Here is a 14,575-nt window from a genome sequence, read left to right as displayed (position 1 = left end):
GAATACAATGAATTTGTTTTCTTGGTCTTCTCCTGCAAAATTAAATCTTTTTTTACATCTAACCGGAAAACGTGCGGACGGCTATCATACCTTACAAACGGTCTTTCAGCTGATAGACTTTCATGATGAACTGATTTTTACACCGCGTGCTGACTCACAGATCACCTGTAGTTGTCTTGGTCTGTGGCCACCTGTCCAGCCAATCATTCTGCCCGAGGAAGATAACTTAGTTATCAAGGCGGCACGCTTATTGCAGCCCTACGCAACCCCTACTCAGGGAGTCAATATTCTTCTTAAAAAAAGAATTCCTATTGGCAGTGGATTAGGCGGAGGCAGTTCGAACGCCGCTACAACCCTTCTGGCTTTAAATGTGTTATGGAAATTAAATCTTAGCGTGAACACTTTACAAGAGTTGGCCTTATCGTTAGGTGCCGATGTACCCATTTTTCTAAAAGGAAAAACCAGTTGGGGTGAAGGGATCGGCGAACAATTGCAAGCAATTACCTTACCCAAACGTTATTTTGTTGTCCTCGTTCCGTCGGTTGCCATCAATACGAAAAAACTTTTTTCACATCCCCGATTGACATATCGAACAACTCCTATCAGAATACAAACGTTTTTAAATGAACCGTTTGCAACACGCAACGATTTTGAAAAACTGGTTCGCCAAAGCTACCCAGAAGTAGCTCAAGCAATAGATTTTTTAAATCATTACGCCTTTGCACGGTTGTCCGGAACCGGATCGTGTGTTTTTGCGGAATGTGAAACACCAGCACAGGCAAGTGCTTTATATGAACAGGTAAAGTTTCGATATCCGAGTTTTCGTTGTAAAGGTTTAGTAACGTCGCCTTTACAAGAGGAATTAAAGCATTGTTCAAAAATCTGGCTTGATTAGTTTAACTAACCAGCCAACAAAATAAAATTGGGGTGTAGCCAAGTGGTAAGGCACCGGGTTTTGATCTCGGCATTCCTAGGTTCGAATCCTAGCACCCCAGCCAATTCGTCTTATTATAAATTAAAAAGTTCTTTTATTGTTCCATTTAATTCATGCAATGAGGTTTACTTGTGTCCGGAATGATGATCTTTGCGGGAAATGCCAATCCTGTCCTGGCTAAAAAAATAATCGATTCTTTACAAATGAAACTCGGCCAAGCCACTGTCGCCCAATTTAGTGATGGTGAAATCATGGTTGAAATATTGGAAAATGTATTTATTATCCAACCCACTTGTCCGCCAGTGAATCATCATCTCATGGAGTTGGTCATTATTGCGGATGCCTTGCGACGCGCTTCGGCAAAACGAATCACCGCAGTCGTTCCTTATTTTGGTTACGGACGCCAAGATCGACGTATTCGCTCAGCTCGAGTGCCTATCACTGCCCGGGTAGTGGCCGATATGATGACTGCGGTGGGTATTAGCCGTGTACTAACGGTTGACTTGCATGCCGACCAAATTCAAGGCTTTTTTGATATTCCGGTTGATAATGTATACGCGACGCCCGAAATTCTGATCGATATTGGTACACAAAGACTTTGCCAACAAGACGATCCATTGATGGTGGTTTCACCCGATGTGGGCGGTGTGGTCCGTGCGCGCGCCATCGCAAAACGACTGAATGATGCCGATATTGCGATTATTGATAAACGTCGTACAGGTCCAAATAAAACCGAAGTCATGCATGTCATTGGTGATGTCAATCAGCGTAACTGCTTATTAGTCGACGATCTTGTTGATACCGGTGGGACACTATGTTTGGCGGCTCAGTCATTAAAACAAAGTATTCACGAATTAGTGGTCACCGACACCATTCCCCTACACCCCGATGCGCAGCATTGTAAAAAAATTCGTGTCCTGAGTTTAGGTCAAATGTTAGCGAAAACTATCTGTCGTATTAACAGCGAAGAGTCGGTTAGTTCGATGTTTGTTGATTAACCCTCCCTCTTAAAAGAAATACCGATTTTCCAGACAAGGCACAACCCAGGTACGGAAAATCGGTATTGACTCACTTAAAGCACCTGGATGAATGCATATTAAGCCTTTTTTACTCGCAAGCGCCTAGTCTTTTCAAGAAAATAAACGTAGAATACGCCCCTGCCCTGGTCGCGGGGTCATTATTGATTTTATTGAGGAAAAACTGATGTCCAGTTCATTTGAATTAACTGCCCAAACACGAAAGGCCTTTGGGACGCGTGCGAGCCGCCGTCTCCGCCGACTTGAGAATCAAATTCCAGCGATTCTTTACGGTGCCGGAGAGCCTCCTTTAGCTATCACACTCAGTCATAATCAAGTTCTTAAGGCGCTTGAAAATGAAGCATTTTATTCGCATATTTTGACCATCACCGTAGATGGCCAAGCACAAAAAGCGGTTTTAAAAGATTTACAACGCCATGCCTTTAAACCACGTATTCTACACATGGATTTATTACGGGTGACCGCGAAAGAAAAAATTACCATGTCTGTTCCGTTGCATTTTAAAGGTGAAAACGTTGCTCCGGGTGTTAAAGAAGCCGGTGGCGTATTAGCCCATCTGCTTAATAGCGTTGAAGTGCGCTGTTTGCCGGATGCCCTCCCCGAATACATTGAAGTGGATGTTTCACGTCTTGGTCTTGATGAGGCCATTGAAGGGTTGGAATTACTCGCATTAAGTCACGATGATGATTTGCCGGTGGTCAATATTCATCTGCCACGCGCCGCAACGGAAAGTGAAACCACAGTACCGGAGTCTGCGGAAGTACCTGCCATTAATGTCAAGGATGCGCCAGCAGGTGATAAAGATAAAAACTAATTGTTAACAGGGAAATCATGGCGACTTGTCCTATTCGGTTGATCGTCGGTTTAGCTAACCCGGGAAAGGAATATACTAAAACTCGACATAATGCAGGCGCCTGGTTGGTTGAGTCCCTCGCACAACAGTCAACGTTACCCCTGAACCCTGAAGCTAAATTTCAGGGTTATGTGGGCAAAGTCGCCGGTTGTTGGCTATTGGTGCCCACCACGTATATGAATCATTCGGGACGTGCTTTAGCAGCACTGGCTCGTTTTTACCGAATCCCCCCAGAAGCAATTTTAGTCGTCCATGATGATCTCGACCTTTGCACCGGAGTCGCACGTTTTAAATGGAGTGGTGGGCACGGTGGGCATAATGGTCTAAAAAGTGTCGTCGCAGAGTTAGGGAGTGCAGATTTTTGGCGGCTACGGATTGGTATTGGTCATCCTGGTCATCGTGATCGGGTTCACGATTATGTATTAGGTCACCCTTCACAGAATGATCAACAAAAATCGAGATGGCCATCGACAATGCACTTGCAACGTTTCCTCTTTTTTTAGTTGGACAAACGGACAAAGCAATGCAACAACTGCATTCTGAAAACAATCAAGGAATTTAGCTTTTTTATGCATTTATTTAATATAATAAATTAACAATCACAGGTGACTTTTAAAAAGAGTACTCTTTTTAAAGTTGGCACGCTAAAACAAAAACGGTGGAATGAGATTATGGGCTTTAAATGTGGCATTGTGGGGCTTCCGAATGTAGGTAAATCAACGCTTTTTAATGCGCTGACGCAAGCGGGCATTGCCGCAGCCAATTATCCTTTCTGCACAATTGAACCGAATGTCGGTGTTGTACCCGTTCCTGATCCACGCTTAGCGGAACTTGCACAAATTGTTAAACCACAGAAGATTATCCCGACCAGTATGGAATTTGTTGATATTGCGGGCTTAGTGGCGGGTGCAGCAAAAGGCGAAGGTCTGGGCAATCAATTTCTAGCACACATTCGCGAAGTCGATGCGATTGCTCATGTCGTCCGTTGTTTTGAAGATGAGGACGTGGTTCATGTCTCGGGAAAAGTCAATCCCGTTGCAGATATCCAAACCATTCATACTGAACTCGCTTTAACGGATTTAGAAACGGCTGAAAAAGCGTTAATACGCTTAAATCGTAATAAAAAAGAAGTTGATCCCAATGCGCTGGCTACAAAGACTTTATTGAGTACTTTAATTCCGCAACTCAATGAAGGCGCGTTACTCCGTGATTTGAACTTAAATGCTGAGGAACGTCTCTTATTAGCTCCATATCATTTCTTAACCCTAAAAGAAGTGCTTTATATTGCCAATGTCGATGAACGTGGTTTTACGAATAACCCACTATTGGAAGCGGTAGAAACGTTTGCACAACAACACAATGCCCCGGTTGTTGCACTCTGCGCAAAACTAGAAGAAGACTGTCTCGCTTTTAGCGATGAAGAACGGATTACTTTTTTACAAGAACTCGGTTTAAAAGAAACAGGATTACATCGTCTGATTTGTGCGGGTTATGCCTTATTAAATTTACAAACTTTTTTTACTGCCGGTGTAAAAGAAATCCGAGCATGGACCATTCAAAAAGGGGCGACAGCACCACAAGCCGCTGGCCGGATTCATAGTGACTTTGAGAAAGGTTTCATTCGTGCAGAAGTCATTGGATATTCGGATTTTATTCAATATCAGGGTGAGCAAGGTGCTAAAGAAGCTGGGAAATGGCGCTTGGAAGGAAAGTTATATGTCGTCACGGATGGGGATGTGATTCACTTTTTGTTTAATGTTTAAACTATGCCTGAATTACCGGAAGTCGAAACAACGCTACGCGGTGTCCGTCCTTTTATTCAAGAAGAACGTATTCAAGAGGTATTGATTCGTAGTCCGCGATTACGTTGGCCGATTCCTAAAGAATCCTTACAACAATTGTCTGGGCAGACTTTTCATACCCTACAGCGACGTGGTAAATATCTGCTGTTTACCACATATACGGGCACCTTGATTCTTCATTTAGGGATGTCAGGTCGACTCGCTATTTTAAAGCCCCCCTTACCAGCCGGTCGACACGATCATATGGATATTCTCTTTAAAAATCATTTCATTTTACGCTTTACGGACCCACGACGATTCGGCGCCTTATTGTGGACAGACTCTGACCCATCCTGCCATCCTTTGTTAATTAAATTAGGTATTGAGCCTTTAAGCAGGCATTTTAATACGCATTATTTAAGAAAAATTAGCTCGTAAAAAATTGGCGATTAAAGCGGCGCTGATGGATCAACAAATTGTAGTGGGCGTCGGTAATATTTATATTACTGAAGCACTTTTTATGGCGAGAATTCATCCTTTGACTCCTGCGAATGCGCTTTCATCTTCATCACTCTCACAGTTAGTTTCTGCAATTAAACAAATTTTACGTCGTGCCATTGCTCAAGGGGGAACGACACTCAAAGATTTTCTCAATACACAAGGAAAACCCGGTTACTTTAAACAGTCCCTCCAAGTTTATGGGCGATCCGGACAACCTTGTCAACGATGTCAAAAGCCATTAAACGTACTTTCACTTTGTCAACGAACGACCGTGTATTGTCAGGTTTGCCAAGTAAAATCCGAATAAATAAAAAATATTAATTTTTACACTGAGGATTATATTATTTTTTAATTAGAAAGTCGGGCGCCAATAGCAAATCGGGCGCCAATAGCAAAATTTTTATTAAAAATAATCATCCATGAATAATAAAATATTTATATAAAAATCAATAAAAAAATTTTCAAATAACAATTTAAGCAGTTTAGCTAAAAAAACGTTATGTAATTTTTGAATCGATTTCTCTAATGAATGTAATTGCTGTAAAATACAGTCATAATGAGCAATTAAGGTAATATTTTTTTTATTTTTATGATCGGACATCACTTCAAATGTCGTAGCACGTTTTTGACACTTTGGACAACAACGTCGGCGCACTATTTTTGAAAAATCTTCCCTTCCGCGCGAGTTTAATACAATCGTCTTAGAATGGCCGCAAAAAAAACATTTCATGAGCAAGTTTCCCTTAGCAGCTTATTGTTTTAAATATAAATATAACAGGGAGCCATATGGCTGTAATTGTTCTAAGGTAAAAAATACAGCAACTAAAGGTAATCTGTCAAAAAGTTGATTTAAATATTTTTTAATATATTTAATAAATAAATATTTTTAACTATAAGATAAAACGATAGTTAAATTGCTTGTTTCCTTAATCGCTATTCCCTTTTTTAATAAAAATTAAATTTTAAGTAAATGATCCATCAGATAAATCCAGTTATCGGCCACTATCTAAGTTAATATTGTTTTTCACTAAACCCATTGATTTCGACAACAAACCGAGTAAACGAATAATTTCATTATACACTTCATGAGGAGTTAAATTTCGTTGAGAAGACAAAAGACCTGTCGGCAAACTGTGCTCGCTTTGAATCATTTCACAAGTAGTCCATGTTTGATTGCAGTGATGACAGCGTCTCCGACGCTTAACGATATAACCGTTATTTTTTTCCCTGGAGTCAGATACTTGTATTTTCCGGCCACATTTGGTGTTAGGACACTTCATATATTCCTTATATTTATTGTCTTAGATTGATAAAAGCTAGCAAAAAATTTTATCAATTTGAATAAAAATCAATATCAAGTAGCCGTCCACTTTTATAGGCTCTAGATATGGTACCTACGAGTTAAATGAAGTATGTTAACCTCTGGTAAATCTTTGACAAACTCACCGACCATGATAAACCTGATTGCTGTTGAAAAAATTTATCCTTCGAGGCCTATCTCGCTACCGGTTCTACAGGATATTAATTTGCATGTGAACCAAGGAGAAATCTTTGGTATCTTGGGTCAAAGTGGTGCCGGAAAAAGCACCCTGCTTCGTTGTATTAACTTATTAGAAAAACCAACTCGAGGCGCGGTTTGGGTGGATGGGCAAGCGTTATTATCCCTGAATAAACAACAACTACGCCAACTTCGACAAAAAATAGGCATGATTTTTCAGCACTTTAACTTACTCAATGCAAAAACGGTGTATGAAAATATCGCTTTAACGTTACAATTATCCAAATGCTCTAAAAAAGAGATTGAAGGTAAAGTACGCTCCTTACTTGAGCTCACTGGGTTACAAGATAAACCTCAACATTACCCCACGGAATTAAGCGGCGGACAAAAACAACGTGTTGCCATTGCGCGTGCCCTAGCGTGTGAACCTAAAATTTTACTCTGTGATGAAGCTACTTCGGCTCTGGACCCACAAACGACCCAAACGATTATACAATTGCTTAAAACAATTAATACCCGCCTTAACTTAACCATTGTTTTAATTACTCATGAAATGGAAGTGGTCAAAGGATTGTGTCATCGTGTCGCTTTATTAGATAAAGGCCAGATTATCGAACAAGCACCGGTGGCGGATTTTTTTATGACGCCACAAACCCCTATTGCTAAAAAATGGGTCCATTTTGACTTAGAAAAAGCCTTACCTCCCCTGTTACAAGCGCGTCTCGTTGCCGAGGCACGCCCAGGTTATCATGCAGTGTTACGAATCTTTTTTCGAGGCAGTGCCGCCTCAGAACCTTTAATTGCCCATTTAATGTGTCATATTGGGCTCATACTCAATATCTTACAAGCAAACATTGAGTCGCTTAATGAACTACCCGTTGGTATTTTTGTGGCTGAAGTGATTGGCTCTCAACAAGCCTTACAACGTGGTATCGATTATTTGCTTGAAAAAGGTCTTTTTGTGGAGATTATTGGTTATGTTGCTGCCTCTGTCTGAATTAATCAGTGCAACCGAAGAAACCCTGTGGATGGTCCTGGTTGCCGGTTCCTTTGCTTGTTTATTGGGACTCCCCTTGGGCGTCTTGTGCTTTGCTACGGATAAAAAACCACTCTGGTTACATCCTTATGCCCATCGAAGCTTAAGTTTACTCATTAATATCACACGCTCGATTCCGTTTATTACTTTAATGTTTAACCGGCACATCGATTGGAACGCAAGCCGCGATAGTTCCTCTGACGCTCGCGGCTATCCCTTTTTTTGGACGTCTCGTTGAAAGTAATTTTACAGGCATTACCCTTAGGACTTTTAGAGACTGGAGAAGCCCTGGGCGCTTCCCCGTGGCAAATCTTAATTTTTATTTTGCTCCCAGAGGCAAGGGCCAGTATGATACAGAGCCTCACTTTGACTTTTGTTAACTTAGTTGGCTATTCGGCGATGGCCGGGACGGTCGGTGGTGGCGGCTTAGGGGATCTAGCAATTCGTTATGGCTATCAACGCTTTGATTTTCAAGTGATGCTAGTCACTCTATTGATATTGATTCTTTTAGTTCAGTTAATTCAGCACATCGGTGATACGATCACGCAGTGTTTGTTCCGTCATTAATAATGATGCGTAATTCTTTTTTTATTAAGTAGTGTTATGAATACAAAAAATCGATTTTTAGGACTGTTTTGCTTAGCCATCGCTTTGTTTTTGGCTTTAATTGGCTGTACGCCGCGTACACACGATCCTAATACACTTACGGTTGGGGTCATTGCTGGACCCGAAGCACAATTACTTAAGGTCGTGCAAACGGTTGCGCAACAACGTTATGGTTTATCACTTCATTTAGTTGAGTTCTCCGATTATTCGCTACCCAATCGTGCACTCAATGACGGCAGTCTCGATGCCAATCTTTTTCAACATAAACCTTTTTTTAAAAGAAGAAATTGATCATCAAGCCTATTCTATTGTCGCCATCGCGCCTTTTTTCACGTACCCGATGGGTATTTACTCCAAAAAATTAAAACAGTTGTCTGAATTAAAACCGAACGCGATAGTCGCTATTCCAAATGATCCGAGCAATGAAGCTCGGGCATTATTGTTATTACAAAAAGCCGGCTTAATTCAACTTAACTCACAAACTAGTAGTTTTTTAACTCCGCAATCGATCCAAACCAATCCGAAGCATCTCCAATTTAAAGAATTAGATGCCGCACAGCTCCCCCGTGCGCTTCCGGATGTTAGTTGCGCAGTCATTAATATGAATTATGCTTTATTAGCAAACTTATCACTGAAGAAAGATGCCTTATTTTCTGAGGATAAACATTCTATTTATACGAATCTGTTGGTGGTAAAAGAGAAAGATAAAACCGATCCACGATTACAACGCTTAATTTTGGCGTTACACTCGCCGAGGTTAAAAAGCCGCTGCAGAGTTACCCATCGAAAAACATATTGAAGCGCTGCTTGTATTATTAGGTGAAAATCCACAACGCCCTGGTTTACAAGCAACGCCCAAACGAGTCGCTCAATTGTTACGTTATTTGACTTCGGGCGCCGACAATTCCTGGGATCAATTGTTAAAAAATGGATTATTTGATTCAATGAGCCAAGAGATCATTCTTCTCAAGAATATTGAGTTTTCTTCTTTATGTGAACATCACATATTGCCTTTTATCGGACATTGTCATGTTATTCCGCAAGGTAAAATTATTGGTGTATCACGAATTCCACGGATTATTGATTTTTATGCGCGGCGCCTCCAAATACAAGAACAGCTAACCACGCAAATTGCCGAAGGATTGATGATTAATCTGAACCCACGCGGAGTTGCCGTTATTATGGAAGCTGAACATCTGTGCATGACCCTGCTCCGTTCTGAAAAACAACACGCTCGTTTTCAAACTTCCGCCATGCTCGGCCTATTCCAAGATGATACCGAAAAACGGAATGAATTGTTCCATTTACTCAATACTTCACCTATCACTGACAAGAGAATAAACGATAAAAATTAGCGGTTGTTTTTTCAGCCACTTCATTAAAAGAAAGGCCACGCAATTCAGCGAGCTTTTCCGCCACATAACGGACATAAGCCGGTTGATTGGCCCGACCTCGAAACGGATCAGGGGTCAGATAGGGTGCATCGGTTTCAATTAAAATGCGATCCAAAGGAATCGTTTGCGCAACCTGCTGTAAGGCTTGTGCATTTTTAAACGTGAGAATACCCGAAAAAGAAATATAAAATCCCTCGGCAATCGCCGCTTCGGCCATCGCTAAATCTTCTGTAAAACAATGTAAAACACCACCCACTTGTTGAGCACCCTCCTCTTTCAAAATAGATAACGTATCTTCCCTCGCCTGACGAGTATGAATAATAAGTGGTTTTTTTACCGTAAGCGCCGCTTGGATGTGTTCGCGAAACCGAAGTTGCTGTATTTTTTGGTTTCAGGCGTATGATCGCGATAGTAATCCAAACCGGTTTCGCCTATTGCGACCACTTTAGGATGACGTGCTCGAGTAACCAGATCGGCGACGTGCATTTCCTCTCTATAAAAGGTTTCCGTTGGGTGAATCCCTACCGACGCCGATACATCTGGAAATTGTTCCGCAATGGCTAAGACTTGGGGAAAATGCTCTAAATCAATCGCAACGCATAAAAAATGAAGAATACCTTGCTGACGTGCTTCCTCTAACAATTGGGGGAGCGTTTTTTTAAAGTGGTCTAGATCCAGACGATCAAGATGGCAATGTGAATCGACTAACATAAGCGTCCTGTTGTATCCAAGCTAAAAAAAGATCTTCTAACATCAACTGTTGATTTAAACTGATCGCCTGATGACGTTGTCGATCCAAGAGTTGCTCAAAATAACATAGTAAAAAAGGTGGTTGGCAATGATTCGCCAAATAAACAAAATTCGGTTCCACAGGTAAGTCCGCCCGATAAAACCCGAGTTGCTGACTCAAAATACGCTGCGTAATGTGCATCAGTTGCGTTGGCAGTTCAACCCATTCTTCTTTCTTGAGATAACGCTCAACTAACTGAATTGGATCCTGTTCTTGGCGAATCAGGGCCACCAAGTCGGCCACTAACGCCTGGTATTGCGTAAAAAATCCTGTTTTGAAGTGATGTAATACTTGTAACGGTGCGTGATCGGCTAATCTCCCTCTTTCATCTAGGTGATCGATCTCTGAGGGCCACTGCTTCTTCAACCATGCTTGCCCCACGTAAAAGTAAACCCGGTTTCTCACTCAATAATAAAAAAAAGTATTCGGGCTCGGCTCCTCTAAACTTTTCAATAAAGCATTCGCCGCCGCATTAAGCAACTTTTCAGCAGGATACAGGATTAAAATTTGTTTAGAAGAAAGCGTTGTTTGATTTAAACGATCGATTGCGGTACGAATTTGTTCAATTTTAATGGTTTTTACCGCTTTTCTCAGGCGTAACGACTAAGTAATCAGGATGTGTGTGTGCACGAAATAAACGACAACTATGACAATCCTGGCACGCAATAGAGACTTCGACAGTTTTTGTGTACAAAGCAAGGCTTGCGCAAATTGCTCAGCAAATAGGGTTTTGCCCAACCCTGGGGGGCCAGACAAAAGGAAAGCATGCGCCAAGCGTTGATGTTGCGCAGACTGCCAAAGTTGCTGCCATGGCGCCTGTTGCCAAGGTAAAGGAGCTGAAAACATCGCTTGCATAAAATTGTCTGAATGACCAACCTTTTGAATAAAAATAAGTGTTGAAGTCGCGATAAAAACTTATTTATGTTAATCCAGTTTTTCTGCTTTGCCTAGAACTGAGCCGCGAAACCCAGGTTGCGCAAACCACATAGTCATGAACTTATCGAGTAACACTTGGAGTTGTTTTTGTAACACATCTTGAGATAATGAGGCATCCAAAATTTGATACGTATGTGGTTTTTTACGGGCACGCATTAAATAAGTGGCGCGTGCTCGATTAAAAAAATCTTGTGTTTCTGACTCAATGCGATCACCGTGTTGCCTTTTGTATCCACTGCTCAAGCTGCTCTATCACTTGACTATTCAAACCTCGTCCTCCCCCTTGATAAGCATAGCTCGTTTCAGTAAAACGATCACAAATCACCCATTGGCCTTGTTGTAAGGCTGGTTTAATCACTTGTTCAATATGTTGGGCGCGCGCCGCAAAAAAAAGTAAAAGTTCAGCTTCCTTAGTAATGGGCGCTTGCTGAGTGCCTTGTTGTAAAACTAAATGGCGAATCGATTCACCTAGAGGAGTGCCACCCGGTTCACGCGTTGTTTTGACAGGAATCGCGTTCTGTTTAAGATAGGCTTCAATAAATTTTAACTGTGTACTTTTACCTGCCCCCTCGATACCTTCTAATGTAATCAACAAACCCGGCTTGGGTTGGTCTTTTTCTTTCATAGCATTCACTATCCTCTTACTGATCGAACAATGGCGGTGTGTTACTCACTGGATGGTTTGATGAATACGATTTTTTTAAGGCATTTTTTTCAGTGCGACTGATTTGGCAGACGCGCTTTTTGAGAATGCATTCAATAAGGCCTGATCCGAATTATTTGTAACAGAAAACTTCTAACTGACAAAAGAAGGATTTCAGTTTTTTACTTAAATACCATTGTGATTCACAACGTAATCGTTTGGGAAAAATATTGGGATAATGTCTATCCAACTGATAGCGCTTGACGGCTTCATTATGTTGAATCAAGTCCGATGAAAATTGATGTGATCCATCTCCCTTCGCAACAAAATACAAATTCTGGCTTTGATCCGGATGAAAAACCGCTTCAATGGCATTTAAGCTCGGCATCGCAATAGGCGTAGGCGGTAAACCACGCCGCGTATAGGTATTATAAGGAGTATCCTTTTTCAAATCATCACTGGTCAATTTACCGAAATAAGCAGAACCTAAACCGTAAATAACCGTTGCATCAATTTGCAAAGGAATACCTTTTTCCAGCCGACGCGCAATCACCCCTGCAATCATCGGACGCTCCTTGGGTAAAGCCGTTTCTTTTTCCACTAAGGATGCGGCAATTAACCCTTGATAAGGGGTTTTATACGGTAAATGGTCCGCACGTTGCTGCCACGCTCCATTGAGTTTTTTATCTAAAAGTTGATGCGCACGTTTTAATAAATCAGAATCGGTAGTTTGACCACTAAAATAATAGGTCGCTGGAAAAAATAAACCTTCTGGATTTTGCCGCGGCAAACCACTGTTCACAAACAGTTGACTCAAGCGTTCTTGAGAGGAGTATTGAATATAGGAAGAAGTATGTAATGCTTTAATCAATTGCTGAAGCGTCCATCCTTCGACAATTGTAAAACGATGGACAATCACTTGACCAGCACGCATTTGATCTAATAATTGGGAAGCCGTAATCCCGGAGTCAAAATAATATTCGCCTGCTTTTAATTGATCCGCCGCGCCCTTTAAATAAGCCAATAATAAAAACAAGCGTGGAGATTCAAATAAATGTCGTTGCTGTAGATCCGCAGCAAGACGACGTACGGAAGTACCTGGCTCAAAAAGATAATGTATGGGTTGTTGCGATAAGGGCGTCGTGATTAAACGATAGGCGCGTACCGTAAAATAAGTAAGGAATAGTAAACCGACTAAAAAAATAATCCCTATCAATAGACGGTTACGTTTAGACATATCCCCTAAAAACAACGTGCAAAAAGTAATGACGCGTTGGTTCCACCAAATCCAAAGGAATTAGACAGCGCATACTCCATCGGCCAATCCTGATATCGATTAGGCACAAAATTAATCTCTCGATAATCTTCTTCCGAGGTATTTTGGTCCGCTGAAGTGGTTGGATTACCTGGATTTTGTAAATTAATTGTTGGCGGTGCTTTTTGTTCTTTAAGGGCTAAAACCGTAAAAATTGCCTCTACCGCTCCTGCTGCACCCAAAAGATGGCCAGTCATCGATTTTGTCGAACTGATCGCCATTTTTTTTGTATGCTCACCAAAGACTCGCCGAATCGCTCGTAATTCGATCTCATCACCTAAGGGCGTTGACGTAGCATGCGCATTAATGTAGGCCACTTTTTCTTTTTCGATATTGGCATCATGTAACGTATTGAGCATGGCTATCATTGCGCCTTGTCCATCTGGAGAAGGGCTTGTCATATGATAGGCATCGGCACTCATGCCAAAACCAACTAATTCTGCGTAAATCTTTGCATTACGTTGTTTTGCACGTTCATATTCTTCTAATACCAGAATACCCGCACCATCACCTAGAACAAAACCTATCACGATCTTTATCCCAAGGTCGACTTGCCAACTGCGGGCGATCATTCTGGGTAGACAGTGCACGACACGCTGCAAATCCCGCTAAACCCAGTGGCGTCGTCGCCATTTCCGAGCCGCCCACAATCATGACATCCGCATCTCCGTGAATAATACTCCGTGCACCGAGTCCAATATTATGGGTTCCAGTCGTACAAGCCGTCACCACCGCAATATTGGGTCCTTTGAAGCCATAACGAATTGAAATTTGCCCGGAGAGCATATTTGTAATCGCACCAGGAATAAAAAAGGGTGACACCCGACGAGGACCTTGTCCTTCTAAACGCGTATGGTTTTCTTCAATAAACGCCAAACCACCAATCCCTGAACCAACTGCCACACCTATTCGATCACTTACTTTATCGCTGACCCGAGAATGGGGATCTAATTCAATTTGCGCATCTTGAATAGCTTCCATCGCGGCAACCAAACCATATTGGATAAATAAATCCATTTTTTTCTCGTCTTTAGGAGAAATATTACCCGCAGAGGGATCAAAATTTTTAACGCTTGCCGAAAATTGGCAAGAGAATTCGGAAGCATCAAACTGAGTAATCCGCTTAACGCCACTTCGCGCAGCCAGTATCGCTTCCCAAGTCGTCGGTACATTGAGCCCCAAAGGAGTCACCATACCAATACCTGTCACTACAACTCGTCGCTTTTTTATCACTGTGCTCCCCTATTCTCT

Annotated in this window: 16 protein-coding genes, 1 tRNA gene and 6 pseudogenes; 13 read left to right on the top strand and 10 right to left on the bottom strand. The window is 41.7% G+C overall.

Features of this window, described 5'->3' with window-relative positions; translation table 11 throughout:
- The first annotated feature begins 7 nt into the window (after positions 1-7).
- The 8 genes and pseudogenes from ispE (at position 8) to S3O_RS18395 (ending at position 5,413) form a co-directional block, all read left to right on the top strand.
- Entirely contained in the window at positions 8-895 is an 888-nt protein-coding gene (gene ispE, locus S3O_RS10260) for a 4-(cytidine 5'-diphospho)-2-C-methyl-D-erythritol kinase (protein ID WP_010597068.1), read from the top strand.
- Between the two features lie 28 nt (positions 896-923).
- Positions 924-998: transfer RNA gene (locus tag S3O_RS0100390), tRNA-Gln, on the top strand.
- Positions 999-1,074: 76 nt separating this feature from the next.
- The gene (locus S3O_RS0100385) at positions 1,075-1,932 is read left to right on the top strand and encodes a ribose-phosphate pyrophosphokinase (protein WP_235776176.1); all 858 of its coding nucleotides are present in this window, start codon (positions 1,075-1,077) and stop codon (positions 1,930-1,932) included.
- 205 nt (positions 1,933-2,137) lie between these two features.
- The gene (locus S3O_RS0100380) at positions 2,138-2,785 is read left to right on the top strand and encodes a 50S ribosomal protein L25/general stress protein Ctc (protein WP_010597066.1); all 648 of its coding nucleotides are present in this window, start codon (positions 2,138-2,140) and stop codon (positions 2,783-2,785) included.
- Positions 2,786-2,802: 17 nt separating this feature from the next.
- Positions 2,803-3,386 (top strand): annotated as a pseudogene (pth, locus tag S3O_RS12945) (aminoacyl-tRNA hydrolase).
- A 109-nt stretch (positions 3,387-3,495) separates the two neighbouring features.
- Entirely contained in the window at positions 3,496-4,587 is a 1,092-nt protein-coding gene (gene ychF / locus S3O_RS0100370) for a redox-regulated ATPase YchF (protein WP_010597064.1), read from the top strand.
- A 3-nt stretch (positions 4,588-4,590) separates the two neighbouring features.
- Positions 4,591-5,043 (top strand): DNA-formamidopyrimidine glycosylase family protein, encoded by a 453-nt coding sequence (locus S3O_RS18400; protein ID WP_010597063.1) that lies wholly within the window; start codon positions 4,591-4,593, stop codon positions 5,041-5,043.
- A 25-nt stretch (positions 5,044-5,068) separates the two neighbouring features.
- Complete coding sequence (locus S3O_RS18395; protein ID WP_235776136.1) at positions 5,069-5,413, top strand: formamidopyrimidine-DNA glycosylase; 345 nt, start codon at positions 5,069-5,071, stop codon at positions 5,411-5,413.
- 96 nt (positions 5,414-5,509) lie between these two features.
- On the opposite strand, the gene S3O_RS0100360 is transcribed toward S3O_RS18395, so the two are convergent.
- The 3 genes and pseudogenes from S3O_RS0100360 to S3O_RS20215 all read right to left on the bottom strand — a co-directional run.
- Entirely contained in the window at positions 5,510-5,836 is a 327-nt protein-coding gene (locus S3O_RS0100360) for an NrdR family transcriptional regulator (protein WP_010597061.1), read from the bottom strand.
- 262 nt (positions 5,837-6,098) lie between these two features.
- Entirely contained in the window at positions 6,099-6,257 is a 159-nt protein-coding gene (locus S3O_RS17635) for a hypothetical protein (RefSeq protein WP_192805835.1), read from the bottom strand.
- A gap of 12 nt (positions 6,258-6,269) precedes the next feature.
- Positions 6,270-6,386 (bottom strand): annotated as a pseudogene (locus S3O_RS20215) (NrdR family transcriptional regulator); the annotation flags it as partial.
- A gap of 132 nt (positions 6,387-6,518) precedes the next feature.
- Between S3O_RS20215 and S3O_RS0100345 the strand changes: the two are divergent.
- From S3O_RS0100345 to folE, 5 genes and pseudogenes are all read left to right on the top strand, one after another.
- Positions 6,519-7,601: a methionine ABC transporter ATP-binding protein gene (locus S3O_RS0100345; protein ID WP_010597060.1), complete on the top strand. Its 1,083-nt coding sequence runs from the start codon at positions 6,519-6,521 to the stop codon at positions 7,599-7,601.
- Positions 7,582-8,207 (top strand): annotated as a pseudogene (locus tag S3O_RS12935) (methionine ABC transporter permease). Before S3O_RS0100345 ends, S3O_RS12935 begins: the two are co-directional and overlap by 20 nt.
- 36 nt (positions 8,208-8,243) lie before the next feature.
- Positions 8,244-8,537, top strand: coding sequence for a MetQ/NlpA family ABC transporter substrate-binding protein (locus S3O_RS18390; RefSeq protein ID WP_010597057.1), 294 nt, complete (start codon positions 8,244-8,246; stop codon positions 8,535-8,537).
- A complete protein-coding gene (locus tag S3O_RS12930) occupies positions 8,491-9,045 on the top strand; it encodes a MetQ/NlpA family ABC transporter substrate-binding protein (protein WP_010597056.1) in 555 nt (184 codons plus the stop codon). Before S3O_RS18390 ends, S3O_RS12930 begins: the two co-directional genes overlap by 47 nt.
- Positions 9,029-9,601, top strand: coding sequence for a GTP cyclohydrolase I FolE (folE, locus tag S3O_RS0100330; protein ID WP_029463553.1), 573 nt, complete (start codon positions 9,029-9,031; stop codon positions 9,599-9,601). Before S3O_RS12930 ends, folE begins: the two co-directional genes overlap by 17 nt.
- Here folE and S3O_RS12925 read toward each other — a convergent pair.
- From S3O_RS12925 to fabF, 7 genes and pseudogenes are all read right to left on the bottom strand, one after another.
- Positions 9,570-10,351: pseudogene (locus tag S3O_RS12925) on the bottom strand (TatD family hydrolase). The gene folE and the pseudogene S3O_RS12925 sit on opposite strands and share 32 nt — an antisense overlap.
- Complete coding sequence (locus tag S3O_RS0100320; RefSeq protein ID WP_010597052.1) at positions 10,323-10,811, bottom strand: hypothetical protein; 489 nt, start codon at positions 10,809-10,811, stop codon at positions 10,323-10,325. The pseudogene S3O_RS12925 and the gene S3O_RS0100320 overlap by 29 nt, the downstream one beginning before the upstream one ends.
- A 24-nt stretch (positions 10,812-10,835) precedes the next feature.
- A pseudogene (locus S3O_RS18385) lies at positions 10,836-11,276 on the bottom strand (AAA family ATPase).
- Positions 11,277-11,354: 78 nt separating this feature from the next.
- Positions 11,355-11,609, bottom strand: a complete 255-nt coding sequence (locus S3O_RS17835; protein ID WP_050816814.1) for a hypothetical protein — start codon at positions 11,607-11,609, stop codon at positions 11,355-11,357.
- Positions 11,578-11,991, bottom strand: coding sequence for a dTMP kinase (gene tmk, locus S3O_RS17830; RefSeq protein ID WP_050816813.1), 414 nt, complete (start codon positions 11,989-11,991; stop codon positions 11,578-11,580). The genes S3O_RS17835 and tmk overlap by 32 nt, the downstream gene beginning before the upstream one ends.
- A 151-nt stretch (positions 11,992-12,142) precedes the next feature.
- Positions 12,143-13,246, bottom strand: a complete 1,104-nt coding sequence (gene mltG / locus S3O_RS0100305) for an endolytic transglycosylase MltG (RefSeq protein WP_010597050.1) — start codon at positions 13,244-13,246, stop codon at positions 12,143-12,145.
- Positions 13,247-13,251: 5 nt separating this feature from the next.
- A pseudogene (fabF, locus tag S3O_RS12910) lies at positions 13,252-14,554 on the bottom strand (beta-ketoacyl-ACP synthase II).
- Between the last annotated feature and the right edge of the window lie 21 nt (positions 14,555-14,575).

The organism is Rickettsiella massiliensis 20B (assembly GCF_000257395.1).
Taxonomy (GTDB): Bacteria; Pseudomonadota; Gammaproteobacteria; order Diplorickettsiales; family Diplorickettsiaceae; genus Diplorickettsia; species Diplorickettsia massiliensis.
Note: the sequence above shows the minus strand (reverse complement) of the source record. Positions and strands in the feature narration are given on the sequence as shown.